The sequence below is a fragment of the Chitinophaga horti genome (assembly GCF_022867795.2).
GTDB lineage: Bacteria > Bacteroidota > Bacteroidia > Chitinophagales > Chitinophagaceae > Chitinophaga > Chitinophaga horti.
Window position 1 is genome coordinate 2,343,209 of record NZ_CP107006.1, and the last position, 16,316, is coordinate 2,359,524.

General features: G+C 50.7%; 21 protein-coding genes. 13 read left to right on the forward strand and 8 right to left on the reverse strand.

Annotation, left to right across the window (positions count from 1 at the left end; translation table 11 throughout):
- Positions 1-26: 26 nt before the first annotated feature.
- Entirely contained in the window at positions 27-863 is an 837-nt protein-coding gene (locus MKQ68_RS09510) for a 3-keto-disaccharide hydrolase (protein ID WP_264283088.1), read from the reverse strand.
- Between the two features lie 38 nt (positions 864-901).
- Positions 902-1,645 (reverse strand): metallophosphoesterase, encoded by a 744-nt coding sequence (locus MKQ68_RS09515; protein ID WP_264283089.1) that lies wholly within the window; start codon positions 1,643-1,645, stop codon positions 902-904.
- 156 nt (positions 1,646-1,801) lie between these two features.
- Here MKQ68_RS09515 and MKQ68_RS09520 point away from each other — a divergent pair, with 156 nt between their 5' ends.
- Positions 1,802-1,981 carry a hypothetical protein gene (locus MKQ68_RS09520; RefSeq protein WP_264283090.1) on the forward strand — a complete coding sequence of 60 codons (180 nt, stop codon included), beginning with the start codon at positions 1,802-1,804 and terminating at the stop codon, positions 1,979-1,981.
- A 101-nt stretch (positions 1,982-2,082) separates the two neighbouring features.
- On the opposite strand, the gene MKQ68_RS09525 is transcribed toward MKQ68_RS09520, so the two are convergent.
- Complete coding sequence (locus MKQ68_RS09525) at positions 2,083-2,274, reverse strand: hypothetical protein (protein ID WP_264283091.1); 192 nt, start codon at positions 2,272-2,274, stop codon at positions 2,083-2,085.
- 147 nt (positions 2,275-2,421) lie between these two features.
- Here MKQ68_RS09525 and MKQ68_RS09530 point away from each other — a divergent pair, with 147 nt between their 5' ends.
- Positions 2,422-3,189 (forward strand): MBL fold metallo-hydrolase, encoded by a 768-nt coding sequence (locus tag MKQ68_RS09530; protein WP_244843599.1) that lies wholly within the window; start codon positions 2,422-2,424, stop codon positions 3,187-3,189.
- On the opposite strand, the gene MKQ68_RS09535 is transcribed toward MKQ68_RS09530, so the two are convergent.
- Both MKQ68_RS09535 and MKQ68_RS09540 read right to left on the reverse strand, forming a co-directional pair.
- Entirely contained in the window at positions 3,186-3,770 is a 585-nt protein-coding gene (locus tag MKQ68_RS09535) for an MCP four helix bundle domain-containing protein (protein WP_264283092.1), read from the reverse strand. The two genes, MKQ68_RS09530 and MKQ68_RS09535, sit on opposite strands and share 4 nt — an antisense overlap.
- A 42-nt stretch (positions 3,771-3,812) precedes the next feature.
- Positions 3,813-4,277: a DinB family protein gene (locus MKQ68_RS09540; protein ID WP_244843597.1), complete on the reverse strand. Its 465-nt coding sequence runs from the start codon at positions 4,275-4,277 to the stop codon at positions 3,813-3,815.
- 108 nt (positions 4,278-4,385) lie between these two features.
- Here MKQ68_RS09540 and MKQ68_RS09545 point away from each other — a divergent pair, with 108 nt between their 5' ends.
- Positions 4,386-5,918: a sulfatase family protein gene (locus MKQ68_RS09545; protein ID WP_264283093.1), complete on the forward strand. Its 1,533-nt coding sequence runs from the start codon at positions 4,386-4,388 to the stop codon at positions 5,916-5,918.
- 54 nt (positions 5,919-5,972) lie between these two features.
- Here MKQ68_RS09545 and MKQ68_RS09550 read toward each other — a convergent pair whose 3' ends face one another.
- Positions 5,973-6,917, reverse strand: a complete 945-nt coding sequence (locus tag MKQ68_RS09550) for a hypothetical protein (RefSeq protein WP_264283094.1) — start codon at positions 6,915-6,917, stop codon at positions 5,973-5,975.
- Positions 6,918-7,088: 171 nt separating this feature from the next.
- Here MKQ68_RS09550 and MKQ68_RS09555 point away from each other — a divergent pair, with 171 nt between their 5' ends.
- Both MKQ68_RS09555 and MKQ68_RS09560 read left to right on the forward strand, forming a co-directional pair.
- The gene (locus MKQ68_RS09555) at positions 7,089-7,976 is read left to right on the forward strand and encodes a DnaJ C-terminal domain-containing protein (protein WP_264283095.1); all 888 of its coding nucleotides are present in this window, start codon (positions 7,089-7,091) and stop codon (positions 7,974-7,976) included.
- 9 nt (positions 7,977-7,985) lie between these two features.
- Positions 7,986-8,285: a chaperone modulator CbpM gene (locus tag MKQ68_RS09560; RefSeq protein ID WP_244843590.1), complete on the forward strand. Its 300-nt coding sequence runs from the start codon at positions 7,986-7,988 to the stop codon at positions 8,283-8,285.
- Here the strand turns inward: MKQ68_RS09560 and MKQ68_RS09565 are convergent.
- Entirely contained in the window at positions 8,276-9,250 is a 975-nt protein-coding gene (locus MKQ68_RS09565; protein WP_264283096.1) for a 2-hydroxyacid dehydrogenase, read from the reverse strand. The genes MKQ68_RS09560 and MKQ68_RS09565 overlap by 10 nt on opposite strands.
- Before the next feature lie 108 nt (positions 9,251-9,358).
- Between MKQ68_RS09565 and MKQ68_RS09570 the strand changes: the two genes are divergently transcribed.
- Together MKQ68_RS09570 and MKQ68_RS09575 are read left to right on the forward strand one after the other, a co-directional pair.
- Positions 9,359-9,742, forward strand: coding sequence for a hypothetical protein (locus tag MKQ68_RS09570; protein WP_244843589.1), 384 nt, complete (start codon positions 9,359-9,361; stop codon positions 9,740-9,742).
- Positions 9,743-9,798: 56 nt separating this feature from the next.
- The gene (locus MKQ68_RS09575; RefSeq protein WP_244843588.1) at positions 9,799-10,029 is read left to right on the forward strand and encodes a hypothetical protein; all 231 of its coding nucleotides are present in this window, start codon (positions 9,799-9,801) and stop codon (positions 10,027-10,029) included.
- A gap of 102 nt (positions 10,030-10,131) precedes the next feature.
- On the opposite strand, the gene MKQ68_RS09580 is transcribed toward MKQ68_RS09575, so the two are convergent.
- Positions 10,132-11,106 carry a YciE/YciF ferroxidase family protein gene (locus MKQ68_RS09580; protein WP_264283097.1) on the reverse strand — a complete coding sequence of 325 codons (975 nt, stop codon included), beginning with the start codon at positions 11,104-11,106 and terminating at the stop codon, positions 10,132-10,134.
- 287 nt (positions 11,107-11,393) lie between these two features.
- Between MKQ68_RS09580 and MKQ68_RS09585 the strand changes: the two genes are divergently transcribed.
- The 6 genes from MKQ68_RS09585 (at position 11,394) to MKQ68_RS09610 (ending at position 16,316) form a co-directional block, all read left to right on the forward strand.
- Complete coding sequence (locus MKQ68_RS09585; protein WP_264283098.1) at positions 11,394-11,735, forward strand: hypothetical protein; 342 nt, start codon at positions 11,394-11,396, stop codon at positions 11,733-11,735.
- A gap of 39 nt (positions 11,736-11,774) precedes the next feature.
- Positions 11,775-12,242, forward strand: a complete 468-nt coding sequence (locus MKQ68_RS09590; RefSeq protein ID WP_264283099.1) for a DUF3347 domain-containing protein — start codon at positions 11,775-11,777, stop codon at positions 12,240-12,242.
- The gene (locus tag MKQ68_RS09595) at positions 12,239-14,365 is read left to right on the forward strand and encodes a multicopper oxidase domain-containing protein (protein WP_264283100.1); all 2,127 of its coding nucleotides are present in this window, start codon (positions 12,239-12,241) and stop codon (positions 14,363-14,365) included. The genes MKQ68_RS09590 and MKQ68_RS09595 overlap by 4 nt, the downstream gene beginning before the upstream one ends.
- Positions 14,366-14,484: 119 nt before the next feature.
- Positions 14,485-14,697, forward strand: coding sequence for a hypothetical protein (locus MKQ68_RS09600; protein ID WP_264283101.1), 213 nt, complete (start codon positions 14,485-14,487; stop codon positions 14,695-14,697).
- Between the two features lie 126 nt (positions 14,698-14,823).
- Positions 14,824-15,201 (forward strand): hypothetical protein, encoded by a 378-nt coding sequence (locus MKQ68_RS09605; RefSeq protein WP_264283102.1) that lies wholly within the window; start codon positions 14,824-14,826, stop codon positions 15,199-15,201.
- Positions 15,202-15,284: 83 nt separating this feature from the next.
- Entirely contained in the window at positions 15,285-16,316 is a 1,032-nt protein-coding gene (locus MKQ68_RS09610) for an Atu2307/SP_0267 family LLM class monooxygenase (RefSeq protein WP_264283103.1), read from the forward strand.

Consider the following 16,316-nt stretch of genomic DNA (forward strand, 5'->3'; position numbering starts at 1 on the left):
ACTCACTTCGGCGGCTGTACTACTATCTACTTCTTCTTTTTCTTTAACTTCTTCAGCTGTTTTGCCAGCTTCTTCTCATTCCCCATGTAAGACGATAAATCATACACATCCACTTTACGGTATTCCACCGGGTGACTCTCGCTCTGCAAGGCGATGTAACCTTCTGTAAGTGCTTTGCCATCCTGCTTCTGCGCGGGATCGTAATTGCTTACGTTGCCGTCGCCGATCTGTGGTTTCACGTAACTGAGCACGGTGTCACCTTCTACGATATGTTGTATCAGGGAATCGCCGAGTACCAACACTTCGCAGCGTACCCACTGGTCACCGGCGTATGTTTTGGATTTGGAATTGATGCAATGCGAGCGATCGCGTTCGCCCCTCAGTACGATGTTCGTGCCGGGTGTACAAACGTTAGCAGTGGTACGTTCTTCTTTGCCGTTACCGCCCAACAACTGCACCTCTATGGAAATCGGGAAATCCTGGTCTTTGCCCATGGTGTTGGCAGGCTGCGAGTGAATCATCGCGCCGCTGTTGCGCCAGGCCCAACCCGGGCCGGCAGCCACCTGCTCCCCGGTGAAGCGGTACTCCATTACCAGCAGGTAAGCGGAAAACTTCTGTTTGTGGAAGATGTGGCCGTATTGCTCGTCGAACTTCGTATACCCGTCATACGACACTTTCAGCGCCCCGTTTTCTACGCGAAACGTATTGGCAAAGTTGTCGTCCAGGTTGTGGCCGGTAATCTTCACGTTCCAGTCGTTCAGGTCTTTGCCGTTAAAAAGGTGTATAGGTTTCGGCTGTGCCATGGCAACGCTGCCTGTTAATAAACTGCCGCCGAGCAGCAGGTAAGAAAATGCCTTCATCATTATGCTAGTAGTAAGTTGGTGAAATTAAGTAAAATGTCTTACGGATTACGCCCCTTTTCGCCCGGGTACAACTCGTATACGTAATCGCTTTGTATTACTTTTTTAGTTTGCACTTCCAAGGCCGATATTTTGCCTTTAAACGCTGCGCCAGTGTCTACATTCCACACATTGCAGCCTTTCATGGGCATTTCAGAGCCGTAGTTGATCGTGGGCGTATGTCCGATAAATATTTCCTTGTAAAGCAGCAGTCTTTTCGGATACAGGATGGAGGTTTTACGTAACCGCGGGCTCGTCGCCAGCGCCAGTTCCCACAGGGTGCGGTCCCAGCAGAAGTTGGAGGCGGCGCGCTCTGCGTGCGGGCCACGCAGGGAAGTGAAACCGGCATGAACGAACAGGCGGCCGTCTTCATCCTCATAAAAATTACGCATGCGGTTAAAAAAGCCACGGTGTACAGACTTCCGCTCTTCTGATACGTTGGCGTAGCTGTCTAACGTTACATGGCCACCCTGGTATACCCAAATGCTGTCCGGCGTATGGCCGTTCAGCCATTCTTCGCACCAGGCGTCGTGGTTGCCTTTCATGAAAACACAGTCGTATTGCTGGTCCAGCTCCATCAGGTAATCGATTACGGCGGCGGATTGTGACCATCCGTCTACATAATCACCAAGAAAAATCAACCGGTCCTGTGGTAACGGTGCTATCCTGGCTATCAGTTGTTGCAGCGCGATCAGCGCTCCGTGAACATCTCCAATCGCAAAAATCCTGGCTTTTTGTTGCTTCATATCTCGTTGTCGGCTAATAAACGACCCGTAAATCGCGTCCCCAAATGTACAAGATGCCGCGCTTCTTTCACAACGTATTATGCTAACCGGCTACAGCAGAGTGTTCTACGCTCGTGTGGCACGGTTTTGACGACTAATCCATAAAAAAACATACATATGAAAACGAATAATCAACAAAACATCCCGTCCAGCAAAGGGACCGGCAAGCAGCAACGCCCCGAGATAAGGGACAACCTCGACAGCCGCAAGAACGAGGAGCAGAATTTTAAAGGCGACGACCTCACGCACAACAAAAAAGAGCATCGCAGCGAAAAGCCGGGGCGCAAACAGGACTAGTGTGGAACCATTGCCCCGGGCTTACCGGAAAGGCAATAAGAAAGGGCAGATAACTTATCTGCCCTTTCTTCAATTTAACACTTTATCAAACTACCAAATGTTTACTTCTTTGTTCCCGGTTTAGTCGTTTTCTTCTTCGCCTGGTTTTCTTTTTCCTTATTGGGCACCACTATTTTAGAAGTGGTTTTATCCGCCCGCTCGCGACTGATGTCGCGGCTGTAGTCGTTACCAAGATTAGGACCACCCTGCTCCAGGGCACCTTGTCCGCCGATTGATCTGTCTCTGATTGCCATAACACACGTTTTTATAATGAATTAATAAGGTTTCCGCTTATAAATAATCTAAAAACATGCCACGCAAAATCCGTTTCTTTGTAGTGTCGTCGTATGGCTTTATTTGTATCATCATTAAATTCGGGCAGTAACGGTAATTGTTACTATGTGGGGAACAGCAGGGAAGCCGTTCTGGTAGACGCTGGCATCTCCTGCCGCGAGACGGAAAAACGGATGAAACGGCTGGGCTTGTCGATGACGAAAGTAAAAGCGCTGTTCATATCTCACGAACACAGCGACCACATCCGCGGCGTAGCCGTTCTCGCTAAAAAATACCAGCTACCTGTTTACATCACCCCCGATACGTTGCGCCATGGACAACTGGACATTCTGCCCTCCCAGGTACACACGTTTACTGCGGCCGAAGCGGTACAAATCGGCGATATCCGGGTTACGGCTTTTCCTAAATTACATGACGCAGCTGATCCCTATAGTTTTGTGGTAGCCTGCGGTGGCGTAAACATTGGCGTATTTACGGATATTGGCGCGCCCTGTAACGGTCTTACGCATCATTTTACCCAATGCCACGCCGCATTTCTCGAGGCGAATTACGATGAGGAAATGCTGGACAAAGGCCGTTATCCTTACTTCCTGAAGAACCGCATCCGTGGCGGCAAAGGTCACCTGTCTAACCGGCAGGCGTTAGAGGTGTTTTTAGCACACCGTCCGGCGTTTATGACCCACCTCTTCCTCTCCCATCTTTCCAAAGACAACAACAATCCCGAACTGGTGCAGTCGCTGTTCGATCAGCATGCAGGTAATACGCGCATTGTGGTAGCTTCCCGTTACGAAGAAACAGCAGTTTACCACATACAACTCCCCTCCGCAGCGCCAGTCGCGCGGCCGACAGTTACAGTGTTAGAGCTGTTTAATTAAGAACGGGCTTCTGTTCGCTGAAAATCAACGGTTTGTCGGAAATAAGCAGGAGTACGATGGCCAGCAATCCCAGCACAATCAATAACGTTACTTCGAGATGAGAGGTCAAAAAAAGATGAGTTCACGATCGTTTTTGAATAGCGTTGCAGCACCTTACCTTCCGCCACCTGGATGTCGCTCAGGCTGTTCAGCGATTCCAGGCTTTTCAGGAAAGCGGCGTCGGTGCCGTGCTGCTCGTAATCTTTCCAGCGGGCTTTAAAAATGAGCCACTGTTTGCCTTCTTCCGGAGTAAGATGCGTGAGTTCGTACTCCTTCACTAATCCTGCAATAGCACGGTTGTGAGCGGCACGTGAAGTCGCATCGCCCGGCTGTAGCTGGCGTTGCTGGTATAAATGATTGGAAATGCCGTATAAGTAGGTAGCTGGCAGCAGCCGGTCCTGGTATATGGCGGCTACAGAGTGGTCCAGGTTGGAAATGCTTCGTCTTTCCAGCACATTCTGCAACAGCACCAATACCATGATCATGACGAATATCGCGCAAATCTTATAGCGCTTTCCCTTAACCTGGAGTAGCCAGTTCATAACATGGAATGTTTGGTCCTACTTAAGATACGAAATTTCGCCCTATTTATTGCGAATTGTTCGTTTCAGGGCCATAATGTACCCTGTATGCAATCCCTCGTGCATATCGATCATCGTAATTACATCTTCTACCTTTTCTACTGCAATTCCATAGCGGTTCTGGAAGGTGTTATAAGTATGGAACAGACCTTTATTATAGTCCGCCTCTGTCTGATCGATGTGGGTGCTGAGCATCCGGCGCACGTTATCCATCGCTGCAGCGTCCATGAACGCGGCGGGTTTGGTACCGGGTTTGAACTGTTCGATAAATGCATCCTCTACCAGCGCCGGTACGTTGGAGTTGCGATAAATAAGGTTTTGCTGTGTGGCCACGAGGTGCGCGAGGTTCCAGGCGATGTTGTTGTTAAATCCTGCCGGTACTTCGTTCAGCTCTTCTATCGTAAGGTCATTTGTAAAATCAATGAGCCAGGCCCTTAGCTTGCGCATGATCTCGAATTGTTTCTGCATGTTGGTCCGTTTTAAATGGCAGGAAAGATAAAAAATAACGCGCAGCTTTAGGTCGCCAGGCAGTGGAAATGACGTTTTTTACTGTCAGAAGTTTTATAACTTGTATTTATGAGCATCATCACAAAAACCCTCGGCTTCCTGTTACTGCTCTCCGCCCCTGCGATCGCACAACAGAAACGGCCTAACATCATCTTCATTTTCTCGGACGATCACGCCTTTCAGGCCATTAGCGCATACGGCGGTAAACTGGCGCAAACGCCCAATATTGACCGTATTGCCCGCGAGGGAGCGATCTTTCACAATGCAGTTGTGACGAACTCGATCTGCGGTCCGAGCCGGGCGACGCTGCTTACGGGTAAGTACAGCCACATGAACGGCTACAAAGCCAATGAAGGCCGCTTCGACGTAACACAGCTGCTGTTCCCTCGGGTGCTGCAACAAAATAACTATCAAACCGCCTGGATCGGCAAGTGGCACTTAGGCAGCCTTCCCGATGGCTTTGACTACTGGCGTATCCTGCCCGGACAGGGCGCCTACTACAACCCCGACTTCATCGAAAAGGGGAAAGACACCGCCCGCATACCCGGTTATGTATCCGACCTGATCACCAACTTCTCAGTAGATTGGCTGCAGCACCGCGATACGAGCAAGCCGTTTTTCCTCGTGGTGGGACATAAAGCCACGCACCGCGAGTGGTTCCCCGATCTGCAAGACCTCGGAGCATATGATGACGTGGAGTTTCCCCTGCCGGGCAACTTCTACGACGACTATCAAAACCGGGCGGCCGCCCAAAACCAGGACATGACTATCGATAAAACGATGCGCCTGGCAGAGGACCTGAAAGTAAACGTCAACTACGATCGTAAAGTCGGCCTGTTCAGCCGCTTCGACCCGGAGCAAAAGGAAAAATTCAGCGGTTATTACCAGAAGATAAGCCGGCAGTTCGAAGCGCTGGCACTTAAAGGTAAAGCCCTCGTGGAATGGAAGTACCAACGCTACCTCCGCGACTATTTGTCCACCGCCCGCTCTTTAGACCGCAATGTTGGCAGGCTGCTGCAATACCTCGACGAAACGGGTCTGGCCGAAAACACGGTAGTTGTATACGCCTCCGACCAGGGATTTTACATGGGCGAACATGGCTGGTTCGACAAACGTTTCATGTATGAAGAGTCGCTTCGCACTCCATTCGTCGTGCGTTACCCGGGTGTGATCAAACCTGGCACGAAGGTAGATCAGCTGATGTCTAACATCGATTGGGCACCCACCATGCTGGACATAGCCGGTGTTAAACCACCCGCAGAAATCCAGGGAAGGTCGTTTATGCCGCTGGTGAAAACGGGGTCTAAGAACCCGGACTGGCGTAAGGCGGCTTACTATCATTATTACGAATATCCCGAGCCGCACCGGGTGTACCCGCACTTTGGCGTACGAACGGCCCAATATACGCTGGTACACTTCTATGGCCAGACAGACAGCTGGGAATTATATGATCTGAAAAAAGATCCCACGCAGATGAATAACCTGTATGGCGACAAACAATATGCGCAGGTAACGGCAGGATTAAAGCAGCAGTTGCGCGGATTGATCAAAGAATATAAAGACGACGAAGCGCTGAAAATTTTGGATGCTTCAAAGCATTAAAACTGCGGGCTGTATCAAAACCAGGTAGATTACTTTTGATACAGCCCTTCTTATTTACAGCTGTCCCCTCCCCACTCTCCATATCACCAATTCCGGGAAACAGGCGCCTACTTTGGCGTTCTTGTCTTTTTTATCGTAACTGCAGTCGCACCAGAACGTTTTCATCGCATGCAGCGCATATGCATCCAGACCACGGGGCAGTGTTCTAATAGATCCCTTTTCGTTCATCAGCTCCCATCCGTATTGGGTAGTCGCTTTGCCGCCCGCAATCACCGGGTGATTATGCGTTTGATCCGACCAGTAAACGAGCATTTTATCCATATCGCGATGGTCCACCGTAAGGATAGCCGCATGGGTACCCGCACAGAGGCTCACAGTGAAAACACTCCAGCCACTTACATTACCGATCATGCCGCGCAGCGTGAACCACAGGCTGCCGTTCAGCTCATATGGATCGAGGTAACTTTTCAGCGAATCGATCGGGATGATCTTACGACGGTTAAGCCCCGAGAAGCCAAGCACCTGCGTTTTAGATACCAGGCCCGAATCGCGCAACTGCTCCATCAGCACGTCGATGCGATTGGTGCGGGAAAAGGCGTTGAACGCCGCGTGACGGCTGAACAGGCTGTCCGGGATACTGCTCTCACGGTAAAGTAAGTATTCAAGTCCGGCCCGTACGGTGTTGATGCACACCAGGCTGTAGGCTGGCGACCAAAGTTTGTTTTTAGGTTGTGCGCGCTTGGAAGCGTTACTGATCAGGAAGGTTTTCATCCGCTCTATTTCACCGGTGGTGAATACGTCGTCGCGGTAAGGCGGCGGAACTGAGTCAGTCTTAGCGGGTTTTGCTACCAGCTTGATTTTAGGCGCCTCCACTTTGGGCGCAGGTTTTTTCTTCTCTTCTTTCTTTTTTACGGCGGGTTTTTTATCCTGCGAAAAGGCTGGCAGGGTAAAGCTCAGGCACGCCAGTAAAACAATGATGCTCAGGTTTGATCGCTGCATAGGTGTATTCTGGTCTGTTAGTCCGGTTTTTCCGGTGGCAAATCTAATAAAAAAAAGATGTTGCGTGTAACTGCCTCTATGACAGTTTAGCCCAGACAAAACAACCTGATTTCGTAATTTTAGGGAACGGCACCTAATTTGGACAGGCAACCTTGTTTTAAACGACTCATTATGGCATTTATAGATTACTATACCGTGTTGGGGATCGATAAAAAAGCGAGTACAGACGACATCAAAAAGGCATATCGTAAACTGGCCAGGAAGTATCACCCCGACCTTAATCCCGACGACAAAGAAGCGAAACTGAAATTTCAGCAGATCAATGAAGCACACGAAGTGCTGAGCGATGCGGAGAAGCGCAAAAAATATGATGCTTACGGCGAGCATTGGAAAAATGCCGACCAGTTCGAACAGGCACGGCAGCAACAAGGTGCCGGCCAACAATATAGCTATAGTGGCGGCGATGGAGGATTTGATTTCGGGGAAAGCGGTTTCTCTGACTTTTTCGAATCCCTATTCGGCAACACCGGCGGCCGGCGCAGTGCAGGCAAGTTCCGTGGCGGGGACGCGCAGGGGGAAGTACGGCTGACACTACGCGAAGCAGCCGAAACACATCAACGCACGTTCACCATCAACAACCAACAAGTACGCATTACCATACACGCCGGTGTAGCCACCGGACAAAAGATCAAACTGAAAGGTCATGGTTCCGCAGGTGCGAATGGTGGTCCTGCGGGTGATTTATACATCACCTTTATCATAGAGGAAGATCCGGTATTTAAACGCGTGGAAAATGACCTTTACGCCCATGTAGACCTGCCGCTGTACACGGCTGTTCTCGGCGGGGAGGTGACCATCGACACGCTGAACGGTAAGATCAAACTGAAAGTAGTACCCGAAACACAGAATGGTGCAAAGGTGCGTCTCAAAGGAAAAGGCTTTCCCGTTTACCGGCAAGAGGGCCAGTTTGGCGATCTTTACATCACCTGGAACATACAATTACCGAAGAACCTGACGGAGGAGCAGAAGGCGCTTTTCCGCCAATTAGCAGCATCTTAATTTCACATTATGCAAACTGATATGATTACGGTAAAGGAATACTGTGTTCAATACCACACAGAGCCGGGATTTATTGATGCCCTGGAGCAAAATGGGCTCATCTCCCTTGTGATCGTGGAAACGGAGCCCTGCATCCACTACGACGAGCTACACAACCTTGAAACGTATAGCCGCTGGTATTACGACATGAACATCAACGTAGAAGGGATTGACGCACTCATCAATGTATTGAATAAAATGAAACGGCTGCAACGGCAGGTGGACCTGCTGCGCAGCCGTTTAAGCGTATACGAACAGGATCAATTATAAACTTCAGGGTTTACAGCATGCGGCAAACGCTCTCCGCGTAAGCCCGCGATGATGTTACGGGCGGCAATTTCGGCCATCGCGGTGCGCGTTTCTACCGTAGCAGAGCCGATATGCGGTAAAACGGCCACTGTCGGCATTGTTAACAGGGGATTGTCGGGTTGCATGGGCTCCGGGTTGGTCACATCCAGTCCTGCACCCCAGATCAAGCCATTATTTAGCGCGGTGACCAGGTCCTTCTCATTATGAATACCTCCCCGGGCAGCGTTGATGAAAATCGCCTCTTTTTTCATCTTTCGGAATGCATCCGTATTAAACTTTTCTTTTGTTTCGGAGGATAGGCCCGCATGAACAGACAACACATCGCTGCGGGAAAGCAATTCTTCAAAAGAGACGTATTCCGCACCATACGTTTGTTCGGCCTCCTCGTTGCGATGCCGGTTATGATAAATCACCTTCATATCATATACCGCGATGCTTTTACGCGCCATTTCCATCCCGATCTTTCCAAGACCGAAAATACCCAGTGTTTTACCTTGCAGAGAGATGCCCAGGTTGTCCATAGGCGCTGTAAAACCCCATTCTCCATTAAGAATACGGCGATGCATGTAAAATGCTTTGCGTGATACGGCCATCATCAGGAGAAATGCCGTTTCCGCAGTGGCGGCGCTTAATACACCGGGCGTATTGCCGATAGGAATACCATGTTCCGTAGCCGCGGGTACGTCTACGTTATCATATCCGACAGAATGCAGCGCGATGACTTTAAGGTGGTGACATATGCTTAGAAACTGCCTGTCTATCTTACTTTTACCGGCAACCAGCAATGCATGATGATTCATACAGTGGCCGATCAGTTCCTCTGGTTCCAATTCTCTTTGTTCCTGCCATTGGGTTACTTCTATACCAGCGTCTTGCAGCAACTGCAGCGCCTCGGGGGCAATGGCCCTCGTCACAAATAATTTCATGCAAGCGTATTTTCCGTGTGAATAGTGTTACTTAAGTTAGCATTTAATCGGATAGTAGCGGGCAAAAATTGTTCCGCGTAACTTTAATATAATCTTAAATTGCGGACCATGCAGCAGGAAAAGAAAATATCCGCCTACACATTCTGGCCAGTCGTATTGCTGACGCTGGCCGGACTGATATATTTTGGCGGAGCAGCCTATCAGAAATATTTTGGTGCATCTGTGACGGCGGTCGTCACCGCACCCGCCTATAATTGCGATACGCGTCCGCGGCTGCCTGTCCGCATCGGCACCCAACCACAACTTATGCGTTTAGGACGGCGTGCCTGCTATGACCAGCGATATACTGTAGGAAAAGTACTACAGCTAAAGCTGCACCCGTTTACGGGAAGAATTATGGCTGACACCGCTATTCCGGAAGTTTATTTCGTGACGCTATTGGCTGTCGTAGTACTTGCCGGCCGGAAAAGGAAAAGTATCACATCTTTTTAACGCATTTATCATACTGGTGGCACAATGCTTGTTCCTGTAAATTAAAAAGCAGTATTATGTCCCAGTTCACCATCTCGCAACATAACGAAACAATTTCCGTAACCCAGGAAGCGAAAGACTCCTTCATTGTAGAAATGCCGGACAAAACATTGTATCTGATCGTGAGACAGGACAACGAAGGCGCTAATCACTGGTTCGAGGAAGGAAGCGACAATGAGACCGAAGAAACGAAATCCATCGGTATTGCGATAGAAACAGCGCTCGCAGAAAGCGGCGCGACTCACTAAAGCAATTGATTTATAATAGGAAGAGAGGGCTACCATTGATAGTCCTCTCTCTTTTTTTGCCCTAAATCAAAAGGCGCCAGTACTAACCGGCGCCTTCTTACATTATTTTTCTTCTTCGTCCTCGTCATCATCATCATCGTCGTCGTCTTCTTCGTCCTCGTCATCTTCCTCATCTTCATCTTCAACGTCTTCTTCGTCCTCGTCATCATCGTCTTCCTCCTCGTCCTCATCCTCATCGGCGGTATCGCCCTCGCTCTCCTGTTTCGCCTGCCAGTTGATGCTACCTTCAGCGATTTCTGTGAGCAGCTCGTCTGTAGTTTTCTCCTCTTCCAGGATTTCTGCGAGGATCTCTGCGGCTTCGTCCTGACCCATTACTTTCGCCAGGGTAACCAGGCTGCCATAAGTGGCGATTTCATAGTGCTCTACTTTTTGGGCAGCCACGATAATGCCAGCGTCACGTGTGTTTGAGCCTTTCTGCGTTTCTTCTACGATGCTTTGAGCTTCTTTGATCAGTCCTTCCATTGCGTCGCACTTCATTGCCTGAGGCTTTTTGCCCAGCAGTTCAAACACCTGCTCCAGGCGGGTGGCCTGACTTTGCGTTTGAGCAGTATGCTCCTGGATGGCGGTTTTCAATTCCTGGCTGGTGGCTTCTTTCTGCAGTTTAGGCAGTGCTTTCGCCAGGTTTTTCTCCGCCCAATAGATATCTTTCAGCGAGTCGTGGAAGAACTTTTCCAGCTGTTCGCCTTCTGTGCCAAATTTCGCTGCTGCCTTTTTTGGAACTGCTGCTTTTTTAGCGGCGGCCTTTTTAGGAGCTACTGCCTTTCTTGCCGCTGCTTTTTTAGGCGCAGCCGCTTTTTTAGCTGCCGCTTTCTTCGGCGCTACCGCTTTTTTAGCAGCTGCCTTTTTAGGTGCAGCAGCTTTTTTAGCGGCGGCCTTTTTAGGCGCTACTGCTTTTTTAGCAGCCGCTTTTTTGGGTGTTGCTTTTTTCGCTGCAGCTTTTTTAGGCGCTACAGCCTTCTTAGCAGCTGCCTTTTTAGGCGCAGCGCTTTTACCGATTTGTTTTTTAGCTTTTGCCATAACTTATAGAATTTAGGGTAGTGCTGATTTTTTGGGTTATGCAACCATGACACAAAGCATATGCCATTACGTAAATCCGCTGTAGCAGAGGGTTTCAAAATCAACTGCACGTATGTTGTAGAAATACTTGCCGGTATCATCACACTTTCGGCAACAGGAATTATATACATCATTCCCCGAATTGTATAATCAACTGCTCCCTGAAAATGCGGAATTTTGAGGCAAATCAGGCGCAAAAGCCATTATCAAAAGGTTAAGTCACCGTGATCAAACGTTATTACATATTCATGCTTGTGTGCCTAGGGCTGCTGGTTTCCGGCGCACAGGCGGCCGTCGCTTGTAATCACGACGATCCGCCTGTACATCATGTGCTCAACGAATCTTGTTGCAGCAGTACCGACGATGCACCAGCGCCTCCCGCGCATGAATGCAGTAACGATTGTAACCACAACGGCTGCCCCTGTATGCATGCCTGCCATACCAGCCACCAGGGCGTTACCGCCAGCTGGACTTACCAGCCTTTGCTCACCCCGCTCCCCTATGCGTGGTGTTATCCTGGCGGTCAGCTTCCCATGGTACACCTCTCCGATCGCGTACCGCCTAAAATAGGCGACCAGCAACTTGTATAGCCCATCATCCGTCTATTTATCAATCTTAAACTTTACATCATGAAAAGCATTCTCGCTATGACTATAGCTGCAGTACTCCTGTCCGCCTCTTTTTCCGTATCCGCTCAGAGCGGTGCAAATGCGCCGGGAACCGGTGCTGCCCTCCTGGAACAATACCTCGCGATTAAAGACGCCCTTGTGAAGTCGGACGCTACCGCGGCGAAAGCAGCCGCTGGTGCATTACTGAAAGTGATTACCGACAAACAGGCGACACTGCAACCGCCCGCCGCTGCCATCGCCGGTAGCACCGACCTGGCCGTCCAACGCAAACAGTTCGCGCAGCTGGGTAATGCGCTTTATCCGATCGTTAAAACAATGCATCCGGGCAGCCCGGTGTATTATCAGCACTGTCCGATGTTTGCCAATGGTAAAGGCGGCAACTGGCTGAGCCTGGAAAAGGATATCAGGAACCCGTTCTATGGCGCGCAAATGCTCACCTGCGGCAGCATAAAAGATACGGTCCAATGAGCAGGATATTAATAACCGCACTGTGGCTGTTTGCCGTATTGTCGGCGACAGCGCAGCGGACGGTCACCTATCATTTGTACGTGAAGGACACCATGGTGAATTACACCGGCAAAACCCGGATGGCTTACGCCGTGAATGGCCAGATTCCCATGCCGGCACTACACTTTACGGAGGGCGATACGGCGGAAATCTACATTCACAACGAGCTACATACCGAAACCTCCATTCACTGGCATGGGCTGATATTACCCAATAACCAGGACGGCGTGCCATACCTCACCACCGCTCCCATTAAACCACATACGGTTCATACGTACCGCTTCCCTTTGGTGCAAAATGGCACGTACTGGTACCACTCACACACCGCCCTGCAGGAACAATCGGGCATGTATGGGGCGTTCATTATTCATAAGAAGGATGCGCTGCCTGCACCGGAATACACCCTCGTACTGAGCGACTGGACCGACATGCATCCGCACCAGGTGGAGCGCCGCCTGAAGATGGCGACCGACTGGTTCTCCATTAAAAAAGGACAAATAAAAAAGGGCGTAGTGCAGAGCTATGGCGAAGCGATTGCTGCCGGCCACTTCAAGACCAAAGTAGCCAACGAATGGAAACGGATGGAAGCCATGGACGTAAGCGATGTTTACTACGAGCGTTTTCACGCCAATGGTCGCGATGCAGACAGCGCCACGGAGTTCCGCCCCGGGCAAAAGGTGCGGGTGCGGGTGATCAATGGCAGCTCGTCAACCTACTTCTGGTTAACGTACGCTGGCGGCAAGATTAACGTGATCGCCAACGATGGTATGGATGTAGTGCCCGTTCCGGTGGACCGCCTGATCATTGCCACTGCAGAAACGTACGACCTGGAACTTACGCTACCGGCCGATAGCGCTGCCGTTGAACTGCTGGCCACCGCAGAAGACCGTACCCGCAGCACTTCCCTGTGGCTGGGAAAAGGCGTTCGTCAAGCCGCGCAAACACTTCCCCCTCTAAAATATTTTGAGGGTATGAAGATGATGAACAGCATGATGAAAATGAACGGCCACCTGGACGATATGGGCATGAAAATGAGCCTTCAGCAAATGGACATGAACGCCGTGATGTACCGGGAGCCGCTGGCGGACATCAAAACGCTGAATTACGCCATGTTACGCTCACCCGTGAAAACGACGCTGCCCGATGCGCCGGTGAAGGAGCTGAAGTTTACGCTGACGGGCAACATGAACCGCTATGTGTGGAGTATCGACAATCGTACGGTGTCCGAGTCGGATAAGATCATCATTAAAAAAGGAGAAAACGTACGCCTCATCCTGTACAACAACTCCATGATGCGCCACCCGATGCACCTGCACGGGCACTTCTTCCGGGTACTGAACGGCCAGGGCGACTATGCACCACTCAAAAACACCCTGGACATTATGCCCATGGAAACCGACACCCTGGAGTTCGCCGCCACGGACAGCGGTGACTGGTACTTTCATTGTCACATCCTCTATCATATGATGTCGGGGATGGGGCGCATCTTTCAGTATGAAGATTCGCCGGAGAATCCCGCCCAGCAAATGAAAAAGGTGTATGCAGACGATCGTATGTTCCATTTTATGGCGCAAAACGACTTCGCCACTAACGGTAACGATGGTGAGGCGGTGCTGCAGAATACCCGCTGGAGTTTTCAGGCAGAATGGCGGCTCGGCTATCGTGATATGCACGGCTACGAGGTGGAAACCCATTTCGGGCGATACATGGGGCAAATGCAACGGTTGTTGCCCTATGTCGGCATCGACTGGCGGTACCGGAAGATGGAGCCGGGCGAAAAGGAAAAGAACCTGTTTGGCCAGGTGAGTACCAAAAATGAACGACGCGCGCTCTGTGCCGGCTTGCAATATACCTTGCCTATGCTCGCCGTACTGGATGCGCGCATCGATACAGATGGCAAAGCGCGCGTTTCACTGATGCGGGAAGACATCCGCGTGACTTCGCGGCTGCGCCTGGGTTTTATGGTGAATACCGATAAGGAATACATGGCCGGGCTGCGATACGTGCTCACGCCGTTCATGGGCGTTTCGGCGCATTATGACAGCGACATGGGATTGGGGGCCGGCATCACTTTAAACTATTAGTAGCAATACCGCCTGCAGCCTGCGCGCTGCGGGCGGTTATTAAAGTCTGGCAAGACTGTTGCAGCGTTTCTTCGAAAACCAAAGCAATTCTTATGATGATCCAGGCAAAAAAATTTCTGATGACAGACCCAGTTAAAGGCCCTGAAATTAAGCCACCGTCCGAACCCGGCACCCATCCCGGGGCAAGGCCTGAAAATCCAGGCACTACGCAGGAACCGCCTATCCGTGAACCGGAGCCTGCGCATATTCCACAACCTGTTCCGCCGCAAATCCCCGATCTGCCGCAGCGGCCCGAAATACAGCCGCCCGTACCAGGAGCACCACAGCGATAGTGAGTTAACTTATTTATAAAGGTAATGGCACATATACCCGTGTGTGCCATTATCATTCATGCCCCTGATCTCCCTCATTTTTCACGACGCACAACCACTATAAATTGCCTTAAAACCGAACGACCCATGACTATCTACATCAGTGAAGAGGAAAGGATTTGTAACATTCAGCGCACATTCAACCAGCAGTTCCCACACCTGAAGCTGGAGTTTTACACGCAACCGCATGCACACGGCGGGTCGTACTTCGGTGCCTGCTGTCTGCCCCCGGATACGCCTATTGAGGATATTCGCCTGATGCACACCTTCGGCTGGATCGACATTGGCAGCCTGCGTACCGCAGCGGAAGTGGAGCACGATTTCAACCGGCTGCTCGGCCTCTCTATCCAGATCTATCAAAGTAAAGATGGCGACTGGATCGAAACCACGGTGGAAGACGACTGCACCCTCGCGCAACTCAATGCGGAATGTCTCGACGCCGCCCGTAAGGCCTACCGACATTAACGGGCCGCTTTCCTCAAGTATACCGCCTGCATCACTGATAATCCGTCAAACTTCCCGACCTTTGCTTCCTAAATCATAAGATGATGGAACTGGGTATTAGTACATTCGGGGAAATAAAGGCAGATGGTACGGCAGGTAACGCACACAACGCACATCGCCGGGTACAGGAATTGATTGCAGAAGCAAAACTCGCTGACCAGGTAGGTCTTGACGTATACGCATTAGGCGAACACCATCGCTCCGATTTCGTGATCTCTTCGCCCGAGGTAGTGCTGGCCGCTATTGCTGCTGTAACCGAGCGCATTCGCCTGTCCAGCTCAGTAACCGTACTTAGCTCCACCGACCCGGTGCGCACCTTCCAGAACTTTGCCTCACTCGACCTCGTGTCCAACGGCCGTGCGGAAATCATGGCGGGACGTGGTTCATTCATCGAATCGTTTCCTTTGTTCGGTTTCGACCTCAAGGACTATGACGACCTGTACGCTGAGCATCTCGATCTGCTCATGAAAATCAATCAGCAGGAAATCGTATCCTGGAAAGGAAAGCACCGTGCGCCGATCGATAACCTCGGCGTGTACCCAAGACCGTTACAACCGCAGATACCCATCTGGCTTGCAATGGGTGGCACACCGTCGTCCGCAGCGCGCGCCGGTTATCTTAATCTGCCACTTACGCTCGCCATCCTTGGCGGCGATCCCGCGCAATATGCTCCCCTGTTCAACCTCTATCGCGACACGGCCCGCAAAGCGGGGCATGATGTGGACAAATTGCAACTGGCGGTCAACATGCATATGCATATTGCCGACACGGCGGAACAGGCGGCCGATGAGTTTTGGCCTACTTATGAAAAGATGATGAACAAAATCGGTAAGGAAAGAGGCTGGTCGCGCATTACCCGTCCGCAGTTCGAAATGATGCGTGCGCCTAACGGCCCCTTGCTTGTAGGCAGTGTGGAAGAGGTGATCGCGAAGATCATCCGTACCCACGGACTGTTCAAACATACCCGTTACCTGGCACAGATCATTGCCGGCGATATTCCTCATGAGAAGATCCTGCGTTCTATCGAGCTTTTCGGAACGAAAGTTGCACCTGCGATAAGGCAACAATTACCTTAA